Source organism: Bradyrhizobium sp. SSBR45G (genome assembly GCF_030159255.1).
Lineage (GTDB): Bacteria > Pseudomonadota > Alphaproteobacteria > Rhizobiales > Xanthobacteraceae > Bradyrhizobium.
In genome coordinates this window covers 24,300-44,597 of the sequence record NZ_BSCT01000050.1, presented here as the reverse complement: position 1 = coordinate 44,597, position 20,298 = coordinate 24,300, and the positions used below count along the sequence as shown (strand labels likewise).

General features: G+C 66.8%; 17 protein-coding genes and 1 pseudogene. 8 read left to right on the top strand and 10 right to left on the bottom strand.

Translation table 11 applies throughout. The features are described from left to right. Positions 1-501 precede the first annotated feature (501 nt). Positions 502-858 (bottom strand): NIPSNAP family protein, encoded by a 357-nt coding sequence (locus tag QQL87_RS34220; protein WP_284423548.1) that lies wholly within the window; start codon positions 856-858, stop codon positions 502-504. Between the two features lie 242 nt (positions 859-1,100). Between QQL87_RS34220 and QQL87_RS34215 the strand changes: the two genes are divergently transcribed. Next, the gene (locus QQL87_RS34215) at positions 1,101-1,388 is read left to right on the top strand and encodes a hypothetical protein (RefSeq protein ID WP_284423547.1); all 288 of its coding nucleotides are present in this window, start codon (positions 1,101-1,103) and stop codon (positions 1,386-1,388) included. Positions 1,389-1,612: 224 nt separating this feature from the next. Here the strand turns inward: QQL87_RS34215 and QQL87_RS34210 are convergent, their stop codons facing one another. Both QQL87_RS34210 and QQL87_RS34205 read right to left on the bottom strand, forming a co-directional pair. Next, the gene (locus QQL87_RS34210; protein ID WP_284423546.1) at positions 1,613-2,671 is read right to left on the bottom strand and encodes a phosphotransferase family protein; all 1,059 of its coding nucleotides are present in this window, start codon (positions 2,669-2,671) and stop codon (positions 1,613-1,615) included. A gap of 148 nt (positions 2,672-2,819) precedes the next feature. Continuing rightward, entirely contained in the window at positions 2,820-4,055 is a 1,236-nt protein-coding gene (locus QQL87_RS34205; protein ID WP_284423545.1) for an acyl-CoA dehydrogenase family protein, read from the bottom strand. A gap of 217 nt (positions 4,056-4,272) precedes the next feature. Here QQL87_RS34205 and QQL87_RS34200 point away from each other — a divergent pair, with 217 nt between their 5' ends. Further along, the gene (locus QQL87_RS34200; RefSeq protein ID WP_284423544.1) at positions 4,273-4,944 is read left to right on the top strand and encodes a TetR/AcrR family transcriptional regulator; all 672 of its coding nucleotides are present in this window, start codon (positions 4,273-4,275) and stop codon (positions 4,942-4,944) included. A gap of 33 nt (positions 4,945-4,977) precedes the next feature. Continuing rightward, entirely contained in the window at positions 4,978-5,217 is a 240-nt protein-coding gene (locus QQL87_RS34195) for a hypothetical protein (RefSeq protein ID WP_284423543.1), read from the top strand. Positions 5,218-5,375: 158 nt separating this feature from the next. Here QQL87_RS34195 and QQL87_RS34190 read toward each other — a convergent pair whose 3' ends face one another. Continuing rightward, on the bottom strand, positions 5,376-6,602 hold the full coding sequence (locus QQL87_RS34190) for a CaiB/BaiF CoA transferase family protein (RefSeq protein WP_284423542.1): 1,227 nt from the start codon (positions 6,600-6,602) through the stop codon (positions 5,376-5,378). Between the two features lie 309 nt (positions 6,603-6,911). After that, on the bottom strand, positions 6,912-9,011 hold the full coding sequence (locus tag QQL87_RS34185) for a methyl-accepting chemotaxis protein (RefSeq protein WP_284423541.1): 2,100 nt from the start codon (positions 9,009-9,011) through the stop codon (positions 6,912-6,914). Positions 9,012-9,270: 259 nt separating this feature from the next. On the opposite strand from QQL87_RS34185, the gene QQL87_RS34180 reads away from it, so the two are divergent. Continuing rightward, a complete protein-coding gene (locus tag QQL87_RS34180; RefSeq protein WP_284423540.1) occupies positions 9,271-9,846 on the top strand; it encodes a hypothetical protein in 576 nt (191 codons plus the stop codon). Positions 9,847-9,946: 100 nt separating this feature from the next. Here QQL87_RS34180 and QQL87_RS34175 read toward each other — a convergent pair whose 3' ends face one another. Both QQL87_RS34175 and QQL87_RS34170 read right to left on the bottom strand, forming a co-directional pair. Then, positions 9,947-10,816 (bottom strand): shikimate dehydrogenase, encoded by an 870-nt coding sequence (locus QQL87_RS34175; RefSeq protein ID WP_284423549.1) that lies wholly within the window; start codon positions 10,814-10,816, stop codon positions 9,947-9,949. Between the two features lie 15 nt (positions 10,817-10,831). Next, positions 10,832-11,479, bottom strand: a pseudogene (locus tag QQL87_RS34170) (TetR/AcrR family transcriptional regulator); the annotation flags it as partial. Positions 11,480-11,736: 257 nt separating this feature from the next. Here QQL87_RS34170 and QQL87_RS34165 point away from each other — a divergent pair. Next, on the top strand, positions 11,737-13,083 hold the full coding sequence (locus QQL87_RS34165; RefSeq protein ID WP_284423539.1) for an MFS transporter: 1,347 nt from the start codon (positions 11,737-11,739) through the stop codon (positions 13,081-13,083). Beyond that, entirely contained in the window at positions 13,052-14,569 is a 1,518-nt protein-coding gene (locus tag QQL87_RS34160) for a carboxylesterase/lipase family protein (protein WP_284423538.1), read from the top strand. The genes QQL87_RS34165 and QQL87_RS34160 overlap by 32 nt, the downstream gene beginning before the upstream one ends. 3 nt (positions 14,570-14,572) lie before the next feature. Here the strand turns inward: QQL87_RS34160 and QQL87_RS34155 are convergent, their stop codons facing one another. Further along, entirely contained in the window at positions 14,573-15,331 is a 759-nt protein-coding gene (locus QQL87_RS34155; protein WP_284423537.1) for an NUDIX hydrolase, read from the bottom strand. Between the two features lie 134 nt (positions 15,332-15,465). Between QQL87_RS34155 and QQL87_RS34150 the strand changes: the two genes are divergently transcribed. Both QQL87_RS34150 and QQL87_RS34145 read left to right on the top strand, forming a co-directional pair. Beyond that, positions 15,466-16,503 (top strand): SPFH domain-containing protein, encoded by a 1,038-nt coding sequence (locus tag QQL87_RS34150; RefSeq protein ID WP_284423536.1) that lies wholly within the window; start codon positions 15,466-15,468, stop codon positions 16,501-16,503. Continuing rightward, entirely contained in the window at positions 16,490-17,422 is a 933-nt protein-coding gene (locus QQL87_RS34145) for a diacylglycerol kinase catalytic domain-containing protein (RefSeq protein WP_284423535.1), read from the top strand. The genes QQL87_RS34150 and QQL87_RS34145 overlap by 14 nt, the downstream gene beginning before the upstream one ends. Before the next feature lie 361 nt (positions 17,423-17,783). Here QQL87_RS34145 and QQL87_RS34140 read toward each other — a convergent pair whose 3' ends face one another. After that, on the bottom strand, positions 17,784-19,745 hold the full coding sequence (locus QQL87_RS34140; RefSeq protein ID WP_284423534.1) for an alpha amylase C-terminal domain-containing protein: 1,962 nt from the start codon (positions 19,743-19,745) through the stop codon (positions 17,784-17,786). Between the two features lie 17 nt (positions 19,746-19,762). Then, positions 19,763-20,134 carry a tRNA-binding protein gene (locus QQL87_RS34135; RefSeq protein ID WP_284423533.1) on the bottom strand — a complete coding sequence of 124 codons (372 nt, stop codon included), beginning with the start codon at positions 20,132-20,134 and terminating at the stop codon, positions 19,763-19,765. Between the last annotated feature and the right edge of the window lie 164 nt (positions 20,135-20,298).

Genomic DNA, 20,298 nt, shown 5'->3' with positions numbered 1-20,298 from the left:
GGTACCACAGGTGCAGCCGGACACGCCCGGCCTTCCCTGCGCGATGGTCTTCACGCTTATACGCAGTCTGCCTGGTGCGCCGGCTTTCTGGCCACCATGCCGCGACAATGCTTGCGCATTGCGCGGGGGACACCAGCGTCGGGGTGTCAGCACGCTGCGACTTCACGTCCGCAAGACGCCGTTCGTCCGCGCAGGTCTCCCCACGCTGCGGCATCTCCGCGGCCACCGCCTCCCCGCCTCGCGTGTCGTGACGATCGCGCGCAACGCCCCTTCGGTGAGGCGGGATGGCGACAACAAAGCACGAATTCTGATAAAGCGAAAGAAGATTCTTTCCGCACGAGCGGGCTGCGGCGCTCACCCCGTTGAAGGACCACACAAACTTTTTCTGTTCGCGCAGCCTGTCATCACGCTCAAGGGGCGCTCATCGACGAACCGGCCCCGATGTCCTATCTCCGAGTCGCCCGACGGGCAGCGGCGCACTGGCCGCTTTCCTGGGTTGGATCAGTGATCCGGCAGCAACAGACTCCGTCCCCACGCCGGCGAATAATCGACCGGCGTGAGCAGCCGGTCCTCGATCTGGCCGACCATCAGCCCATGCTCGGCATGGGTGACGCGCTTGATCTCGGCCCATTCGGCATCCGCCATGAAGGCCGCCCACCCCGCAATCTTGGCGGCCTCGTCGGGCCATTCCAGCACGTAGACGAACTCGGTCCGCTCGCCGAACCGGGTCTCCCACATCGCGACAATCCGGAAGCCATGGCGCGTGCGCATGATGCGCGCGGCGTGGTCGCGGAAGCGGGCGTGAAAGGCGGCCTTGTTGTGCTCGAAGATCTCGTAGATGCGAAGCTGATGGATCATGGCGGGTCTCCTCGACACCCGGATATGGGGATCGCAAAAAGACCCCGCCACCTTGCCCAGAGGCCCCAACCCGGACCGGTTGCAAAACGGGTCGCGTCGCAGCGGACCGCAATCCGGTTCAAGCGAGGACGTCAGGGCGGAGCGGGATTTTTCGGCCGCCTTTTTCGAACCCGCCGCTCCAAGCCGCCGTCGAACCTCGCAAGCGGACCATTCCGGCCTCGCCGAAACGAAGGATGGACAACATGTCGAGATTGTCGAAGCTTGCTCTGCTCACCCTGATGGGCGGCATGGCCGCCGGTGCGCTGACGACGGGCGCGAGCGCGCGCGAGGTCGATTGGCCGGGCTGTGAGCTCGTCTCCTGGATGGCGTGCGGCACTCCCGATCAGGTGCAGCAGGCCGCGCGGCGCCAGAGCCGCGACACCTCGCCGACCTACATGAAGCAGACCGACCCGCGCTACAGCAACTCGATGACCGCGGCCGGCGGGGGTGGTGGCGGCGGCGGAGGTGGCGGTGGCGGTGGTGGCCGCTAGCGCATGCAGCGGCGGTGGCCGGATGAGCGCGACGAACGGCGCGCTGTTATTTGCCCGAGCGGGATGAAGCGTAGGGTAGGCAAAGGCGCGAGCTGGGCTCGCTCCACATCTGAGATCGTCGTGGCGCCGTACCCACCGTCTTTGCTGATGAGTTCGCGGAGGAATGGTGGGCACGCTGCCGCCTGACGGCGGCTGCTTTGCCCACCCTACGGCAGCAACCCAGCCTACGCCGCCCCGGCCTTCTGCGCATAGCCCCAGGCCTGCTTGGTCATCGGCACCATCCGCTTGACGGACTCGATCGCCTTGTCGTTGGCGGCGGTGCCGTCGCGGATGCGGCCCTTGATGCCCTGGAGAATGCCGGCGAGGCGGAACAGATTGTAGGCGAAGTACCAGTTGAGGTCGGGCAGCTCGACTCCGGTGACGCCGCGATAGATCGCGGCCGCCTCTTCCATGGTCGGGATGTTCAGCGCCTTCAGGTCGACGCCGTCGAGCCCGGGCATGATCCACTGCATCAGCAGATAGGTGAAGTCGGCCATGGGATCGCCCAGCGTCGACAGCTCCCAGTCGAGCACGGCGATGACGCGCGGCTCGGTCGCGTGGAAGATCATGTTGTCGAGCCGGTAGTCGCCATGCACGATCGAGACGCGCTGCTGCACCGGCAAGGTGCGCGGCAGCCATTCGATCAGCTTCTCCATTTCCGGCAGATGCTCGGTCTCGGACGCCCGGTACTGCTTGGTCCAGCGGTCGACCTGACGGGCAAAATAGTTGCCGGGCTTGCCGAAATCGGCCAGCCCGATCGCGGCGGGATCGTAGGTGTGCAGCCTGGCCAAGGTCTCGATCTTGCTCTCGAAGATCGCGCGGCGGTCGGCCGCGTCGACATGCGGCAGGGTCGGATCCCAGAACACCCGGCCCTCCTCCATCGACATGATGTAGAAGGCGGCGCCGATGACGCTGTCGTCATTGCAGAGCGCATAGGCCTTGGCGACTGGAAAACCCTGCTTGCCGAGGGCTGCAATGACACGGAATTCGCGATCGACCGCATGCGCCGACGGCAGCAGCTTGCCGAACGGTTTTCGTCGCAGCACATAGGAGCGGCCGGGCGTGTTCAGCCGATAGGTCGGGTTGGACTGGCCGCCCTTGAACTGCGCGACCTTGAGCGGACCTTGATAGCCCTCGACATGCTCGGCCATCCAGGCCGCGAGCTTGGCCTCGTCGAAGCGATGCCGCTCCTCGACCGGCTTGGTGCCGGAAAAGTCTTCGTCTTTTCTCACGCCGTCGGCCACGACGAACTCCCTTGGTCGTATTCAATGCGTAGGGTGGGCAAAGCGAAGCGTGCCCACCGTCTTGCTTCGTGCTCGGAAACGGTGGGCACGCATCCATCATCGCGCTTCGCGCGACGATGGAGGCTTTGCCCACCCTACAAGTCTACGCTCAATGCCGCGGCTCGTTGGCGTATTTCTTCATTTCGAGCCGGGCGATGGCGCGGTTGTGCACCTCGTCGGGACCGTCGGCCAGACGCAACGTGCGGATGTTGGCGTAGTCCTTGGCAAGACCGGCCTCGTCCGAGACGCCTGCGCCGCCGAAGGACTGGATGGCGTCGTCGATGATCTTGAGCGCCATGTTGGGCGCGGCGACCTTGATCATCGCGATCTCGCCCTGGGCGGTCTTGTTGCCGACCTTGTCCATCATGTCGGCGGCCTTGAGGCACAACAGCCGGCACATCTCGATGTTGGTGCGGGCCTCGCCGATGCGCTGCTCCCACACCGAATGCTCGATGATCTTCTTGCCGAACGCCTGGCGCGTCATCAGCCGGCGCACCATCTTCTCCAGCGACTCTTCGGCCTTGCCGATGGTGCGCATGCAGTGATGGATGCGGCCCGGGCCGAGGCGCCCTTGAGCGATCTCGAAGCCGCGGCCTTCGCCGAGCAGGATGTTCTCCGCGGGGACCCGGACGTTCTCGAGCAGCACCTGGGCGTGGCCGTGCGGCGCGTCGTCGAAGCCGAACACCGGCAGCATCTTCTCGACCTTGATGCCGGGGGTGTCGAGCGGCACCAGGATCTGCGACTGCTGCTGATGCTTGGCGGCCGTGAGATCGGTCTTGCCCATCAGGATCGCGATCTTGCAGCGGGGATCGCCGACGCCCGACGACCACCATTTGCGGCCGTTGATGACGTAGTGATCACCGTCGCGCACGATGCGGGTCTCGATGTTGGTCGCGTCGGACGAGGCCACCGCCGGCTCCGTCATCAGGAACGCCGAGCGGATTTCGCCGTCCATCAGCGGACGCAGCCATTTGCGCTTCTGCTCCTTGGAGCCGTAGCGGATGAACACTTCCATGTTGCCGGTGTCCGGCGCCGAGCAGTTGAACACCTCGGAGGCCCAGGAGATGCGGCCCATCTCCTCCGACAGCAGCGCGTATTCGAGATTGGTCAGGCCGGCGCCGCGGAACTCGTCGTCCTCGTGCGGCGACGGCGGCATGAACATGTTCCACAGGCCCTCGGCTTTCGCCTTGGCCTTGAGGTCCTCCAGAATCGGGATCACCTTCCAGCGATCGCCCTCGGCGTCCTGCTGCTTGTAAATCGGCACCGCCGGGCGGACATGCTTGGTCATGAAGCTGCGCACGCGCTCCAGCCATTCCTGCTGCTTCGCCGACATCGTGAAGTCCATGGGACTCTCCTTGGGTGTTTCCTGGCCGCGTTTTGCCGCAGTGTCGATCCGCCGGCCGCGTTTGCGCAAGTGTGATCTTGCGCGGCACGGTTTCGCGGGCACCGTCGCTGCAGTGCCGAAATGTCGCCCCGCGGAAGCACCGCGATTGACATTCCGGCCGTCTCAAACAATAGTTTCATACAATTGTTTGAAACGCAACTCCCCCGGGAGCACGAGCATGGCGACCGACCAGACCCGGACTGCGATCCTGATCGCCGCCGAGCGGCTCTACGCCGAGCGCGGCTTTTCCGACGTAACGCTGCGCGACATCGTGGCGGAGGCGAACGTCAATCTCGCCGCGGTCAACTATCATTTCGGCTCCAAGGACGAGCTGATCGCCGAGCTGTTCGTGACGCGCTCGATCGCGCTCAACCGCGAGCGGCTGCGCGAATTGCGCGCGGCCGAGGATGCAGGCGGCGGCCGTGCCGACATCCACGCCATTCTGCGCGCGCTGGTCGGCCCGATCCTGCGCGGCTGCCTGGGGCCGGAGAACCAGCGCTCGGCCGTGGCGCGTTTCATGATCCGCGCCTCGATCGAATCGGTGCCACCGATCCGCCGCATCAAGAACAAGGAGATCGACCACTTGCGCAAATTCGCCGCGGCGATGCAGCGCGCGCTGCCCGACAGCTCCGAGGTCGACCTGTTCTGGGGCCTGCATTTCGCGCTCGCCATGGCGCATCACACGATCCGCGAAAGCGAGCGCCTCACCAAGCTCTCCGACGGCCAATGCGATCTCGACGATGTCGAGGATGTGATCGCGCGCGTGGTGCGCGGCGCCGTGCTCGGCTTGACCACGCGCGATCAGGCGGCAAAGTCACCGCCCAAGGTCGCAGCGCGCGAGGCACGCTAGACGCAGCTCGCCGATGAGAATGGAACCCGTCCGATGTCGAACCGCCCGCGCTTGATCCTGGCTGCCGCCGCCGCGCTCGCGATCGTGATGGCGAGCGAGCCGGTGCTGGCGCGCGGCGGCGCCGCCAATCTGATGAACTCGCCCGGCTATCAGCGCCGCCTGCAGGAGTCGCGGCAACAGCTCGCAGCGCCGCCGCCTGCCCCATTCGTCGCCGAGCCGCGCGGCGACCACCGGCCCAAGGCGAAGCGGCACCGTCACCACCACGCGCGATGATCTGTAGGGTGGGCAAAGCCGCCGCCGTCAGGCGGCAGCGTGCCCACCATCCATCAGCGCGTCGCGCCGTGAGATGGTGGGCACGGCGCCACCACGACCTTCCCTGCAGACACGGCACAGCATCGCCTTTGCCCACCCTACCGCAGGCGCGCCTCTGGCTAGACCACGCCCTGCTGCTTGAGCGCGGCGATCTTCTCCGCGTCATAGCCGAGCCCCGATAGCACGTCCTTTGTATGCTCACCGAGCAGCGGCGGGGCGCGGTAGTCGGTGATCGGCGTGCCGGAAAACGACAGCGCGTTGCGGATCACCGACAGCTGCGGCTCGAACGGATGCTCGACCTTCACCTCCATGCCGCGCGAGCGGACATGCGGATCGGCGAACACCTGGGCAAAATCGTTGACGGGACCGCACGGCACGCCCGCCTTTTCCAGCTCCTCCAGCCAGTGCACGACCGAGTTCTTCAGAAACAGGCCGGCGAAGACCGCCATGATCTCCTTGCCGTTGACGACACGGTCGTTGTTCTTGACGAATTTCGGGTCGGTCGCGAGCTCCGGGGCGCCGAGCACGGCGCAGGTGCGGGCGAACTGCGCGTCGTTGCCGACCACCAGCATCAATTCGCCGTCGGTGCAGCGGAACACGCCGGCCGGCATGCCGCCATTGCCCCAGGTGCCGCGACGCGGCGGCGATTGGCCGTTGACCAGGAATATCTGGGCGTAGTGCGACAGCGAGGCGATCACGGTGTCGAACAGGCAGACGTCGACATGCTGGCCGCCGCCGCCATTGACGTCGCGGTGATACAGCGCGGAGAGGATTCCGATCGAGGTGTTCATGCCGGTCATGTAGTCGACGATCGAGGGACCGACCTTCATCGGCCCCGCCCCCGGCTCGCCGTCCATGTGGCCGGTGACGCTCATCAGCCCGCCCATGGCCTGGAAGATCGCGTCATAGCCGGCGCGCGGCGCATACGGCCCGGTCTGGCCGAAGCCGGTGACGGAGCAGTAGATCACATCCGGATTGACGGCGCGGATCGCCTCATAGTCGAGGCCGTAGCGCTTGAGATCCCCGACCTTGTAGTTCTCCATGAAGACGTCGCAGTCTCTGGCCAGCGCGCGGATGATCTCCTGGCCCTCGGGGCTCGCGATGTTGACCGTGACCGACTTCTTGTTGCGGTTGGCGCAGATGTAGAACGAGTTGTTGTTGTTGGCCTTGCCGTCCGGGTCCTTCAGATAGGGCGGGCCGAAGGCGCGGGCATCGTCGCCGGTGCCGGGCCGCTCGATCTTGATCACCTCGGCGCCGAGATCGGCCAGCATCTGGGCGGACAGCGGTCCGGCCAGCACGCGCGTCAGATCGAGAATCTTGATGCCAGAAAGCGGCAGGGCCGACATGGATGTTCCTCCGGGAGCTTATTCCTTGTGGCGGACATGCCCCTGGGGGCGCCGCCTGTCACCCGCGGATACACCATTTCGCGGCTCCGAGCACTGCGCCCTGGGCATGCCGCCTTGCTGGTTGGGGACGCATCCCGCCTGCTCAAAAGGAGGTCATCATTCCGGGGCGTGCGCAGCACGAACCCGGAATCCATTACTCCCCATCGCCTGCCGCCCGATGGATTCCGGGCTCGCGCTACGCGCGCCCCGGAATGACACCATTTGTGGGGCGACCGGCGGAAGCATCACTTTACGCCCGGATGACTTGCCTTAAGCCACCCGCAGCTGGCTCACGAACTGGTCGACGTCGTGGCGCAGGTCGGATGACAGCTTCGACAGCGTGCGCACGGACTCCAGCACGCCGCCGGCGGCCTGGCCGGTGGCGGCTGTCGCTTCCGACACGGTGGAAATGTTCTGCGACACCGCCTTGGTGCCCTCCGACGCCTGCTGGACGTTGCGGGCGATCTCGCGCGTCGCGGCGCCCTGCTGCTCGACCGCGGCCGCAATCGCCGACGCAATCTGGTTGACGCGATGGATGGTCGAGGAGATCGCCTGGATGGCATCGACCGAGGCCTTGGTGGCGCTCTGGATGCCGGCGACCTGGGACGTGATCTCCTCGGTCGCTTTCGCCGTCTGGTTGGCGAGCGTCTTGACCTCGGCGGCGACCACGGCGAAGCCCTTGCCGGCCTCGCCGGCGCGCGCCGCCTCGATGGTCGCGTTCAAGGCCAGAAGGTTGGTCTGCTCGGCGATGCCGCTGATCAGCGCGACGACGTCGCCGATCCGCTGCGCCGCGTCCGACAGCGCCCGCACCTCGTCATTGGTCCTTTCAGCCTGCGTCGCCGCAGCGCCGGCGATCGAGGTCGACTCGCTGACCTGGCGGCTAATCTCGTTGATCGAGGCCGACAGCTCCTCCGTCGCCGCCGCCACCATCTGGACGTTGCCCGAGGCGCGCTGCGATACATCGGCGACGGACGACGCTTTCTGGCGGCCCTGGTCGGCGGTCGCCGACATCGATTGCGCGGTCGCGTTCAACTCGTTCGAGGCGGAGGTCAGGGTCTGCAGCGACGAGGTGACGGTCGCCTCGAACTGCCGGATCAGCTGGTCGACGGTGCTCTGGCGCCGTTCGCGCCGGCCCTGCTCGGCCTCCCTTTCGCTCGCCAGCCGGTCGCCCGCGATCATGCTGTCCTTGAACACGGCCACGGTACGCGTCATCTCGCCGATCTCGTCGCGGCGATCGAGGCCAGCCAGCTCGATCGTATAGTCGCGCTCGGCGAGCCGACGCATCGCCGCCGCCAGCGAGCGGATGGCGGCCGAGATACGGCTCTGGATCACGACAAGGCCGACGAGCGCCACACCAAGCGCGACCAGCATCATGATCGAATTGAGGACAAGGCTCTCACGGGCCTCCGTGATCCGCCGTCCGGCGACCGCGACCATCTCCGCCAGCGCGGCGTTGGCGGCATCGACGCTGTAGGACAGCAGCGCCGTGTTGAGCTTCGACAGTTCGGCGAACTTGAGATCGATCGTCTGGTTGTTGCGCAGCGCCTTGATCAGGCCGGCCTGCTGCTCCGCCATCGCCATGGCATCGGCCTGCTTGGAGCGGCTGACCGCATCGACGAGCCCCGCCGGCGCATCGGGCCGCGCCGCGGCCGTCACGACCTGGCTCCAGGCCTGGGCCTGCCGGCCGGAATCCTCGGCGCCGGCGACGATGTCGGGCACGCTCCACGGCTTGCCGGAGGCGGCGGCGTTCTCGAGCCGGATCGCGAACTGGCCGCCGAAATTGCGCGCCGCCCAGGCCGCCTGCTTGACGTTGACCATCTGGTCGACGAGCGGATCCGCGAGCTTGATGGTCTCTTCGAGATCGGCCGCGATGACGAGCAGCGCATCAAGATAGTCCTGCGCGGCCTTGCGGAACGAATCCACCACCTGCATGTCCCGCGACGCCTTGGGCTGGTGGATGGCGCGCTCGGCATCGGGACGCAGCGACGCCAGCCTGTCGTGCGAGGCGACCAGGCTGCTCATCCGGCTTGCGATCTTGCCGTCGGCGAAGCCGGACAGCGCGTCCTGGACCTGCTTGTAGGCCGTCTCCGAGATCTGACGATTGGTGGCGATGCGGCTGTCTGCGGCCGAGTCCGCCGTCCCTTCCGCCGCCAGCGTCGCCAGGAACGTGCCGCGCTCGAGCCGAAAGCCGATCAGCGTGCTGAACAGCTGCTGATCAGCGCCAGCAAGCCGGGCGATCCGCTGCGCAGACTGATACCGGCTGAGCGCGTCGACGACGCCGGTGGCGAGACTGCCGATCAACAGAACTGCAAGCGTACCGATGATCAGGCCGAGAATGGTTCGTATCGTCACGCCGTCGAGCAATCGCATGAATAAACCTCGCCCCCGAAATTGTCCGGGGCCAACTTTCGTCGTTCGCCATTAATTTTTCGCTGATCGGAGTCGGGCGCGCCGCAGCGGCAGCGGCATCTCATGAAAACCCCGCAAATCCCCGGAGAAAGACCAAGTTTCTTGCTTCATTGTGTGTGCGCCGTCCCGTCAGACATCTTCGGAAACACGGAACAAGGAGCTGTTAAGCGTTACAATCGCACCTGAAGCCAGGTTTGATGTTTCAACCCTGGAGCAAGCCATGACATCGATCTCCGCATCTTCGATGAGCGGTTTCTCGCCGCTCGACCTGCTCAAGCAGGAGCTCACCAAGGAAGTCTCGGCCGGCAAGATCAGCTCGACCGACCAGACCGCGCTATCGTCGGCACTTGACGACATCGATTCCGCATTGAAGAGCGGCAGCAGCAGCTCGTCGTCCTCGTCAACGAGCTCCAGCACGCCGCCCTCGCCCGACGAGATGCAGTCGAAGATCGACGATCTCATCCAGAGCGAGGTCGACAGCGGAAAGCTCACCTCCGACCAGGCGACCGAGCTGAAGAACGTGTTCGCCAACGCATTCTCGGGCGGTCCGGGCGGCGCCGGCGGTCCGCCGCCCCCGCCGAGCGATGATTCCAGCAGCGACACCACGTCGAGCACCTCGTCGTCGTCATCATCATCGTCCTCGTCGAGCAGCTCGTCCCAGGTCGAGGAGCTGCTCAAGAAGCTGCTCGAAGCGCTGCAGAGCTCGAACAGCAGCAAGACCTCGTCCTACAGCGCCAACGGCAGCAGCTCGTCGAGCTCGACCAGCAAATCGCTGGTGGTCGACTTCTCGGCCTGAGCCTTTTCCGCCTCACCCTCGGCGCCGTGGCCCCCTGCCGCCACGCCCACGGCGTCCGGCCAGCATGCTTCCCAGCCCCTGGCCGGACGCCGCCTTCGCCCTAGGCCGATGCGTAGCGCCGCGCCATCACCGCATCGAACGCGTCCGCCATGGCTTCGACCGACGCCGCGTGCCCCGTGAACAGATTGAACGCATCCGCCGCCTGATAGATCGCAAGGTCGCGGCCGCTCATCACCTGTGCGCCCTTCGCCTTCGCGGCCACCAGCAGCGGTGTCCATAACGGCGAGTAGACGGCGTCCGCGACCCATAGCTGGGAATGCAGCAGGTGCTCCGGCACTGGATTTTCGCGATTCGGCAGCATGCCGACCGGGGTTCCGTTGACGAGCCCGACCGCGCCCGTCACCGCGGCTTCGACCGTATCGGCCACGACGATGCGAGACGTGTCGGGCAGCAACGACGCCAGCGTCGCGGCCTTGGCCCGATCCGCATCGACGATGCGCAGCTCGTCCACACCGAGCCGCACTAGCGCAAACGCGATCGCCTTGCCGACACCGCCGGCGCCGAGCAGCGCCACCGGCCCGCGGCGCGAGGCCTCGACCAGCGGGGCCACCGCGCGCGCAAACCCCGTCGTATCGGTGTTGTGCCCGATCAGCCGGCCGTCGCGGACGACCACCGTGTTGACCGCCGCCATCGCGCGGGCCTCAGGCGCGAGTTCGTCGAGCAGTGCGACCACCGCCTCCTTGTAGGGAAAGGTCACGTTCACCCCGGCGAAGCCGATGTCGCGGACCGAGGCGAGCAGCGCGACCAGACGATCGCGATCCGCGCCGGCCACCTCGATCAGCTGGTAGTGACCGCGCAGACCGGCCGCGGCGGCTGCCGCCTCGTGCATCGCCGGCGAAGCCGACTGCCGGATCGGCGCCCCGACCAGCCCCGTCAGAACGTGCGGCGCTTCGCGTAACGGCGCGTGCATCGCGACGGCCTCACCGGCTACGGGCAAATCGGCGGCAAGATAGGCCAGCACCGCGTCGACGATCTGCTGCTTGTTGCGGGCCGCGTTCGACGGCTCGGCGAGATCGCGATCGAACAAGGCCCCGAACGTGTACTGATTGGCGACGCGAAAAAAGCAATAGGAGCTGATCAGAAGGTGCAGGTCGATCGGATCGACGTCGCGGCGAAACACGCCGGCGGCACGGCCACGATCGAGAATTCCGCCGAGCGTCGAGACGACGCTGGCGTTGATCTCGCGCAGCTGCGCACTCTGCTTGAGGTGCTTTGCGTAGTGGATGTTCTCGATGCTCACGAGCCGGATGAAGGTCGGGTTCTGCGCGTCGTGGTCGAACGTCGCCTCCACCAGCCGCCGGATCGCCTCGATGGCGCTGCAGTTCTGGGTGTCGAGGCTGGCTTCGAGCTCGCGGATGCTGCGATAGGCGTGTTCCAGCACCGCCAGATAGAGCTGCTCCTTGCCGCCGAAATAATAATAGATCATCCGCTTGGAGGTCTTGGTCCGGGCCGCAATGGCATCGACCCGGGCGCCGGAGTAGCCGTGACTGGCAAACTCCTCGGTCGCGACATCGATGATGTTGCGCCGCGTCGCCTCCGGATCGTTCTTGCGGCGGTTCGCGCTCGCGTCCATTGCCGTTCCTTCCGACGTCGTCCCTGAGCCCCAAAGCCCTCAATCTCGCCGATTCTGCCGGCGGCGACGCCATTTATAGACATCTGAGCCGCTCCACTCCCTCGCGATCGGAAAATCGCGCCGGCGGACTTGAAACGAACTAGTTCGTACATTATGGTGAACGAATAATTGATGCGCAAGACCGGCCGCGAAGGACACTTTCGACCGTCCCGCTGCCGCTCCTTGCGAAACGACAAAAATGAACAAAGGGGAGGACCATGACAGCATCGACGTCCACAGACCGTCTCGCCAGGCGAGCCGCCCTCGTCAGCTTCGTCGGCAGCATGCTGGAATACTACGACTTCTTCATCTACGGCACCGCCGCCGCGCTGATCTTTCCAAAAGTGTTCTTCACCAATCTCGACCCGGCCACCGGCACCATCCTGGCCCTGATGAGCTTCGGCGTCGGCTACATCGCTCGCCCGGTGGGCGCCGTCATCCTCGGCCATTTCGGTGACCGGATCGGCCGCAAGACCGTCCTGGTCTTCACGTTGATCCTGATGGGCGGCTCGACCTTGGCGATCGGCCTGCTGCCCGACGCAAGGATGATCGGCGGCGCTGCTCCGATCCTGCTGACCTTGCTGCGGCTGCTGCAGGGGCTGTCCGCCGCCGGCGAGCAGAGCGGCTCGAATTCGCTGACGCTCGAGCATTCAAATAGCGGCCGCCGCGCCTTCTTCACCAGCTGGACCCTGACCGGCACCCAGGCCGGTGCGATCCTGGCGACGCTCGTCTTCATTCCGATCGCGGCCCTGCCGGAGGATCAGCTGCTGAGCTGGGGCTGGCGCGTGCCCTTCCTGCTGTCCTTCGTCGTGCTGGTGGTGGCCTATCTGGTGCGCCGTACCATGCCGGAAACCCCGGCCTTCGCGGAGATCAAGACCAGCAACGCGGTCGCCCGCTTCCCGCTGGTCACGCTGCTGCGCGAGTTCTGGCCCGACGTGCTGCGCGTCATCGTCTGCGCACTGATCGCCACCGTCAGCACCGTCACCGCGGTATTCGCGCTCGGCTATGCCACGACCAAGTTCGGTGTCCCCCGCTCGACGATGCTGTGGGCGGGCGTGCTCGGCAATGCCACGGCGCTGGTGACGCAACCGATGTGGGCGATCCTGGCCGATCGCATCGGTCGCAAGCCGGTGTTCATCGGCGGCGTGCTCGGCTGTGCGGTGATGATCTTCCCCTACTTCATGGCGATCACGACCGGCGACTCGACCAAGATCATGCTGGCCGCGATGATCCTGTCGGGCATCATCTATGCAGCGCCGAATGCGATCTGGCCGTCGTTCTACGCGGAGATGTTCGACACCCGCGTGCGCTACTCGGGGACCGCGATCGGCACCCAGCTCGGCTTCCTCGCCGCCGGCTTCACGCCGGTGATCAGCCAGAGCGTGCTCGGCGACGGGCCGACGGGCTGGATGCCCGTGGCCATCTTCATCGCGATCGCCTGCGTGATCTCGGCCGCAGCCGCCGCCACTGCACGCGAGACGCATACGGTCGGCATCGAAGACCTCGGCAAGAAGACTCCTGAGTTGATCAATCATGACCGCAAGACCGCTTCCGCCATCGGCTGACCTGCATGCGGCGCCGCCCCTGGTGACAACCAGGAGCGGCGCCGTGATCGGCAGCTTCGCCCTCGACCGTCAGGTCGAGGCCTTCAAGGGCATTCCGTTCGCGCGCGCGGCCCGCTACCGCCGCGCGAGGCCCTGCCCGGCCTGGGATGGACCGCGGCCGTGCACGGAGTTCGGCCCCGTCGCCCCGCAGCGCGGGCTGATCGCCGACGACGCCGAGGCCGAATGCCTCAGCCTCAACATCTGGACGCCGGCCGTACGCAGCGGACCGCTGCCGGTGCTGTTCTTCATTCACGGCGGCGCCTTCGTCACCGGGGCGGGCTCGGACTATGACGGCGGCTTCCTCGCAGCGCACGGCCCGGCCGTCATCGTCACCATCAACTATCGGCTGGGCCCGCTTGGTTTCCTGCAGCTGCACCGCTTCGGCGGCGCGCTGTCGGAGGCCAGCAATCTCGCCGTCACCGACACGGTCGCGGCGCTCGACTGGGTGCGCGACAACATCGCGGCCTTCGGCGGCGATCCCGACGCCATCACCTTGATCGGCCAGTCGGCGGGCGCCTCGCTGGTCGTCACCCTGATGACGCTGCCGCAGGCGCGCGGCAAATTCCGTCGCAGCATCGCGCTGAGCGTGCCCGGCCGCGGCATCATGGCGGCGACGCAGGCCGATGACATCGCAGAACGGTTCCTGTCAGCGCTCGCGCTGCCGCCGCAACAAGCCGAGCGCATTCTCGACGTGCCGGTCACCGCGCTGCTCGACGCAGCCGAGCGCGTCGGCCGTGACGTCGCGACCCAGACCGACCAGGGAACGCTGTTCGGTCCGGTGCTCGATGGCGACATCATCCCGCAAGATCCCCGCGCAGCGGTCGCCGCCGGCGCCGTGCGCGACCATGAGTTGTGGCTCGGCTCCTGCCGAGATGAGATGGTGATGTTCCTGCAGAGCAATCCCCCGGCGGCGATGATCCGGGTGACCGAGGCGGCGATCAGGGCCCGCCATGGCGACGCCGGCTGGGAGCAGCTGCTCGCCTGCTATCGCGACACCGCGCGCGCCAGCGAGGATGCCTACGAGGCGTTGCTGTCGGACGCGATGTGGCACCGGCCGATGCACGAGCTCGCGCGGCTGCAGAGCGAAGCCGGCGGCCGCGCCTGGCTCAGCCGCTTCGATCACGCCCCGCATCTGCAGCCGTTCTTGTCGCAGGGCCCGACGCATGGCGCCGACAATGCCTGCCTATGGGCGCACCTGCCCGGCTTCGTCGACCGCCCCGTGCTCAAGCGACCAGGCGGCCCGATGACGCTCGCCGACATCGAGGTCGCCGCGCGACTGCAGGCGTCCGTGCTGCGCTTTGCCGCCGAGGGCATCCCGGACAAGGCTGCCGCTTGGCCCGCATACACGTCCGCGACGGAGACGCTCGCCATCTTCGACAGCCCGTTCCATCTCGTCTCGCTCCGCGACGCGGTGCGAAGCAAAGCCTGGCGCGCGCTCGGCGGCTGATCCTCACTCCGGCGCATTGAACGTCCGCGCGAAATACACCGGCGCAGCCGCCGTCTTCAGGCGATAGAGCTGCGCCGGTCGGTTCGGTCCCTTGCGCTGCTTATTGATCGGCTCGATCAGGTCGGCCGAGAGCATGCGGGTGCGAAAGGCGCTCTTCTCCAGCGGACGGTCGAGCACGATCTCATAGGTCCGCTGCAGCTCGGGCAAGGTGAACTCGTCCGCCATCAGATAGGCCGGCAGCGAGGTGTACTCGACCTTGTTGCGCAGCCGCTGCACGGCCGCCTGCAGGATCTCGGCGTGATCGAAGGCGAGCTTCGGCTTCACACCTGCGCCTTCGAGCGCAAACCACTGCGCGTCGGGTGCGAGCGCCGTCTCCGCGGCCGAGGCCGGGATCAGCGCGAAATAGGCATGCGTCGCCGACCAGCCGCGCGGATCGCGCGTGGCGCTGCCCCAGCTGCCGAGCTGCTCCAGATAGGGGCTGACGACGCCAGTCTTCTCGGCGAGCTTGCGCCGGGCGCAGGCTTCGAGGTCGGCATCCCGGGCGACGTCGACGAAGCCGCCCGGCAGCGCGAGCGCATCCGGGAACGGCTCGCCCTCGCCGTGGCCGCGGCGCAGCAGCAGCACCTGCAGCGCCTCCAGCCGGATCGTGAAGATGACGACGTCGACCGTCGTCAGCGGCCGCGGAAAATCAAGTCCGGCCCGTTTCGCGCCGCTGCTCACCTTGTCCCCAGCTCCGCTGTCCGTTCCCTGCCGCCCTGCCATACCGTCCCCTCGCCGCCCCTCTGGCCGCCCGCGCCCCGCCGATTTCGCCCCTTGACACTAGCATGCTTAGTTGTACTGTCCAACTTACTTAGTTGGCGTGACGCACTTACGCCATCAGACATCAGGAGGCCGCCATGTTCGGCTTACGCTTCATCAAGGCCCAGCCCACCACCTATCTGCTCAAGTACCGCGCCGGCGCCGTCGTCGAGGAAGGTGCCGGGCTCTCCATCTTCTATTACGGGCCCGCGACCTCGCTGGTCGCGATCCCCATCGGCAGCCGCGACGCCGCCTTCATCTTCCAGCAGATCGCCCGCGACTTTCAGACGCTGACGATCCAGGGCCAGGTCACCTACCGCATCGGCGAGCCGAAGAAGGCCGCCACCATGCTGAACTTCACCCTCAAGCGCGACGGCAAGACGTACGAATCCGACGACCCGGAAGAACTGCCGCAGCGCGTGCTCGGCGCGGTCGAGGTGCTGGCGCAGCAGGCCGTCAAGGACATGACCCTGAAGGAGGCGCTGCGGGCCTCCGACCGCATTGCCGAGGCGATTGCGGCTGGATTGAAGACCCGCGCCGACATCGATGCGCTGGGCCTCGAGATCCTCGGCGTCGCCGTGCGCGCGGTGAAGCCGACGCCGGAGACGGCCAAGGCGCTGGAGGCGGAAGCGCGCGAGGCAATCCTGAAGAGCGCGGACGAGGCCATCTTCGCGCGGCGCAATTTTGCGGTCGAACGCGAGCGGGCGATCCGCGAGAGCGAGCTCGATACCGAGATCGCGGTCGAGCAGAAGAAGCGCTCGATCCGCGAGACGCAGATGGATGCGGAGGCCAGCGTCGCGGCGAAAAAGAACGAGCTGCGCGAGGCCGGCATGGTCGCGGACATCGGGCTGGAGGCCAGGCGCAAGGATTTCGTCGCGCTGAATGCGTCGAACACTCGCACCTTGGCGGATGCCGAGGCCTATCGCGTCGGTGCGCTGATGAAGATCTTCGAGGGTGTCGACACCCGCGTGATCCAGGCGCTGGCCGCGACCGGCATGCAGCCGGGACAGCTGATCGCGCAGGCATTCTCAGGGCTTGCCGAGAAGGCCGAGAAGATCGGGCAGCTGAACGTCTCGCCGGAGCTGTTGAACAGCCTGATGCAGAGCCCCGCGGAGGCCGCCCGTGTCCGGCAATGACCGCAAGGTGGTGCTGGTCGTCCGAAAGACGCGGCTCGAGGAGCTGATCGCAAGATTCCTCACCGCGGACCAGGCCCGCTTCTATGTCGAGCATCTCGGTGCCGACTTCTCCGACTATGAGCGCGAGCACGCGGCCTACCAGGCCGCGCGCGCCACCGCGACGCAGACGCTGGAGCGCTGGGGGCGCTACCAGATCGTCGACCGCAGCTTCCTGCCGAACTTCCTGTTCGGCACCGCCGACATCGTCGCGGCGCTCGGCCCGGATGGCCTCGTCGCCAACACCATGAAATATCTCGACGGCCAGCCGCTGCTCGGGCTCAACCCGGACGCCGCGCGTCACGACGGCGTGCTGCTGCCATTCGCGCCGGGCGACCTCGCGCGCCTGCTGCCCGAGGTTGCCGCCGATAGGCGCGCGGCGAAAGCGGTGACCATGGCCCGCGCGAGCCTGCCGGACGGCCAGGTGCTGCACGCCGTCAACGACCTCTTCATCGGCGCCCGCACCCATGTCTCGGCGCGTTACGAGATCGCGACCCGCGAGCGTCATGAGCGGCAATCCTCCAGCGGCCTCATCGTCGCGACCGGGCTCGGCTCGACCGCCTGGTTCAAGAGCATCGTCACCGGCGCGCTGGCCATCGCCGGCAGTTTTGGCAGCCCGACCACCGGCGGCGACTACACCGCCCTGCCCTGGGACGCCCGGGCGCTTCGCTTCGCCGTCCGCGAACCGTTCCCGAGCAAGACCTCGCAGACCTCGCTGGTGTGTGGCGGTCTGAATGGCGGCGAGATCCTGCGCCTGCGTTCGCTGATGCCGGAAAACGGCGTGATCTTCTCGGATGGCATCGAGGCGGATCATCTGGATTTCAATGCCGGGACCGAGGCGGTGATTGGGATCGCAGAGCGGCAGGGACGGCTGATCGTTTAGACTGTTGCTACATATCGCGCTGCTCATCGAGTGCCGCACTCTCACCACGTCATTGCGAGCGCAGCGAAGCAATCCAGGGTCCCGCCCACCACTCTGGATTGCTTCGCTGCGCTCGCAATGACGGTGGAGAGATCGTGTGACCATGTCCCAGCGTGTCTGCCGCGATCGCGCTGCCGTAGGGTGGGCAAAGCGGCCGCCGGAGGCGGCGGCGTGCCCACCGTCGATCCGCGAACTCATCAGCAAAGACGGTGGGCACGGCGCCTCTACGATCTCGTTCGTCGAGGCGGCACGGAGGCGCCTTTGCCCACCCTACGAGCACCGCCGTTGCCGGAGCATTCGCGCGCAACATGGCGACGCCGCTCTACGCCCTTGCGAACACCAGCACGCCATTCGCCGGGATCGTCACCATGGCCGAGCACGGCTGGCCGTGCAGCGCCGGGCCGCCGGCCGTGACCGCGCCGTTGTTGCCGACGACGCCGGGATTGACCCAATTGTCGTAGACGTCGCTGTTGAACACCTCATTCCACCGCCCCGCGGCCGGAAAGCCGATCGCGTAGTCGCGCCACGGTGTCTCATTCAAACTGACGATGACGATGACATCGTCGCCCTGGCCGTCCCAGCGGTGGAAGGCGAGCACGCGGTTGCCGTCATGGGCGTGGACGATGGCGCAACCTTCGCCGGTCAGCGCCGGGTGGGTGCGGCGGATCGCGATCAGCTCTGACGTGAAGCGCACGGCGTCGGCGGTGATCTTGTCCGCGCCGTCGAGCAGCGGCCATTGGATCGTGGTGTCCGGGTTCGGCGTGTCGCTCCACGGCCGGTCCTCGAACAGCTCCTGGCCCATGAACAGCATCGGGATGCCCGGCGCGGTCAGCAGCAGGCCGGTGGCGACGCGGCTGCGGCTGCGCGCATACCAGCAGCGGCTGTCGACGGGATCGGCGAGGCGTGGAATGCGCGGCTCGCGGCCGGCATAGACGATGTCGTGGTTCTCGATCGAATTGACCGCGCGCCAGCGCTTGTCGAGGCTGAGATCGGCAATCGCGGCTGCGATCGGCTGCATCGCAACGTCCGCGCCCGCGCCGCCGGCCGCGCTGGCGATGGCGCCGCGCACGGCGAGCCGCAGGCCGTCGCTCCAGGTCGCATCGAAGCCGGCACCGCCTTGCGCGAGATCCTTCACCACCCACGGATTGACCGGCCAGTATTCGGCGATCTGGATCGCGTCCGGCTTCTCCGCGCGCAGCGCCTCGGTGAGCTGCTGACAGGTTGCCCAGCCGCCGAAGCGGTCCATCACGCTGACCTCGTCGAAGCGCAGGCCGTCGGCGTGATACTCGCGAGTGAACATGATCGCGTTGTCGACGAGGTACTGCCGCACGTCGGCGTTCCAATAGGCAAACACTTGCCCGCCGGCCCAGCCCTGGTCGGTGAAATACACGCTCCTGTTGGGATCGCCATAAGGCTGGCGGTCGAAATACCAGATGCTGGCCTCGTCGAAGCCGCCGCCGGCGTGGTTGTAGACGACGTCGAACAGCACGGCGATGCCGTGGACGTGGCAGACGTCGATCAGCGCGCGCAACTGGTCGTCGCAATGGCGCAGGGTGTCGACGCCGGCGTAAGGCGCCGCGCCCGCCGCTGTCAGGATCTCGTTGGTGCGCGCGACATAGGCGGCGAGGTGCGCCTCCTCGTGCTCGCCATACTCCGCTTCCGGGCTGAACAGGTCGGTACCGTTGTAGCCCATGCTGAACATGGTCGGGAACTCCTGCACCGGCAGCAGCTCGATGGCATTGACGCCGAGCGTCTTGAGATGCGGCACGCGCTCGATCACGTCGAAAAAGCAGCCGTCGGGATTGCCCGCCTTCATGTCGAAGCTGCCGACATGAAGCTGATAGATCACGAGCTCGTTCCACGGCGGCGGCGTGAAGTCGGTGTCGTGCCAGGGAAACGCGTTGGGATTGCGCAGCACCGAATGCGATTGCGGGAACGGCGGGTCGACGGTCAGGAGCCGCGCATGCGGATCGCGCTTGTAGCCGGAGGAGCCCTCGCCCTCGACGAAATACATGTAGGAATCGCCGTCCTTCAGGCCGGGGACGAAGATCGCCCAATGGCCGTTGCCGATCGGCGCGAGACGGCAGCTCGCATCCTGCGCCCAGCCATTGAACGGGCCGCAGACGTAGAGCGCCCTGGCGTGCGGCGCGAACACGCGGAAGGTGGCGCCGCCGGTCACCAGGGTGCCGCCCATGGGAGCCTGGAGAAGATGCATCTGCCGCAGTGAAATCCTTAATCCCTCGGGGAACGGCGGCAGCGTAACAGGTTCGAGCAGCATATCCATCTCGGCTCTCCCCGCTCTCAAAACAGCCGCGCGCCGTTCGGCACGGCCTTGTCGGGCTGGAACAGCACGACGTTGCCGGCCTCGTCCGGAAACCCGAGCGTCAGCACCTCCGACATGAACTTGCCGATCTGCCGCGGCGGGAAGTTGACGACGCCGGCGACCTGGCGCCCGACCAGCGTCACCGGGTCATACAGCGTCGCGATCTGCGCGCTGGAGCGCCTGGTGCCGATGCCGGGGCCGAAATCGATCGTCAGTTTCAGCGACGGCTTCTTCGCCTCTGGATAGGGCTCGGCGGCGACGATGGTGCCGACGCGGATGTCGACGCTCAGGAACTGGTCGAAGCTGATTGTCTCTGCCGCTGGAGCCGTGGGATCGTGGGTGAGATGCATGGCGGCCTCATCGAACGCGGGACAGCCCGCGTGGTGCTGGTTCCCGCGCGGCCTGGACTTGAGATTCCTCAACCGGATCAATTTCTAGTCGGCGGCCCGGGGCATGACAATGCATCGTCCTGGGGACGGCGCCGCGAGCGGCCGATTGGCGAGCCCGGTGTGGC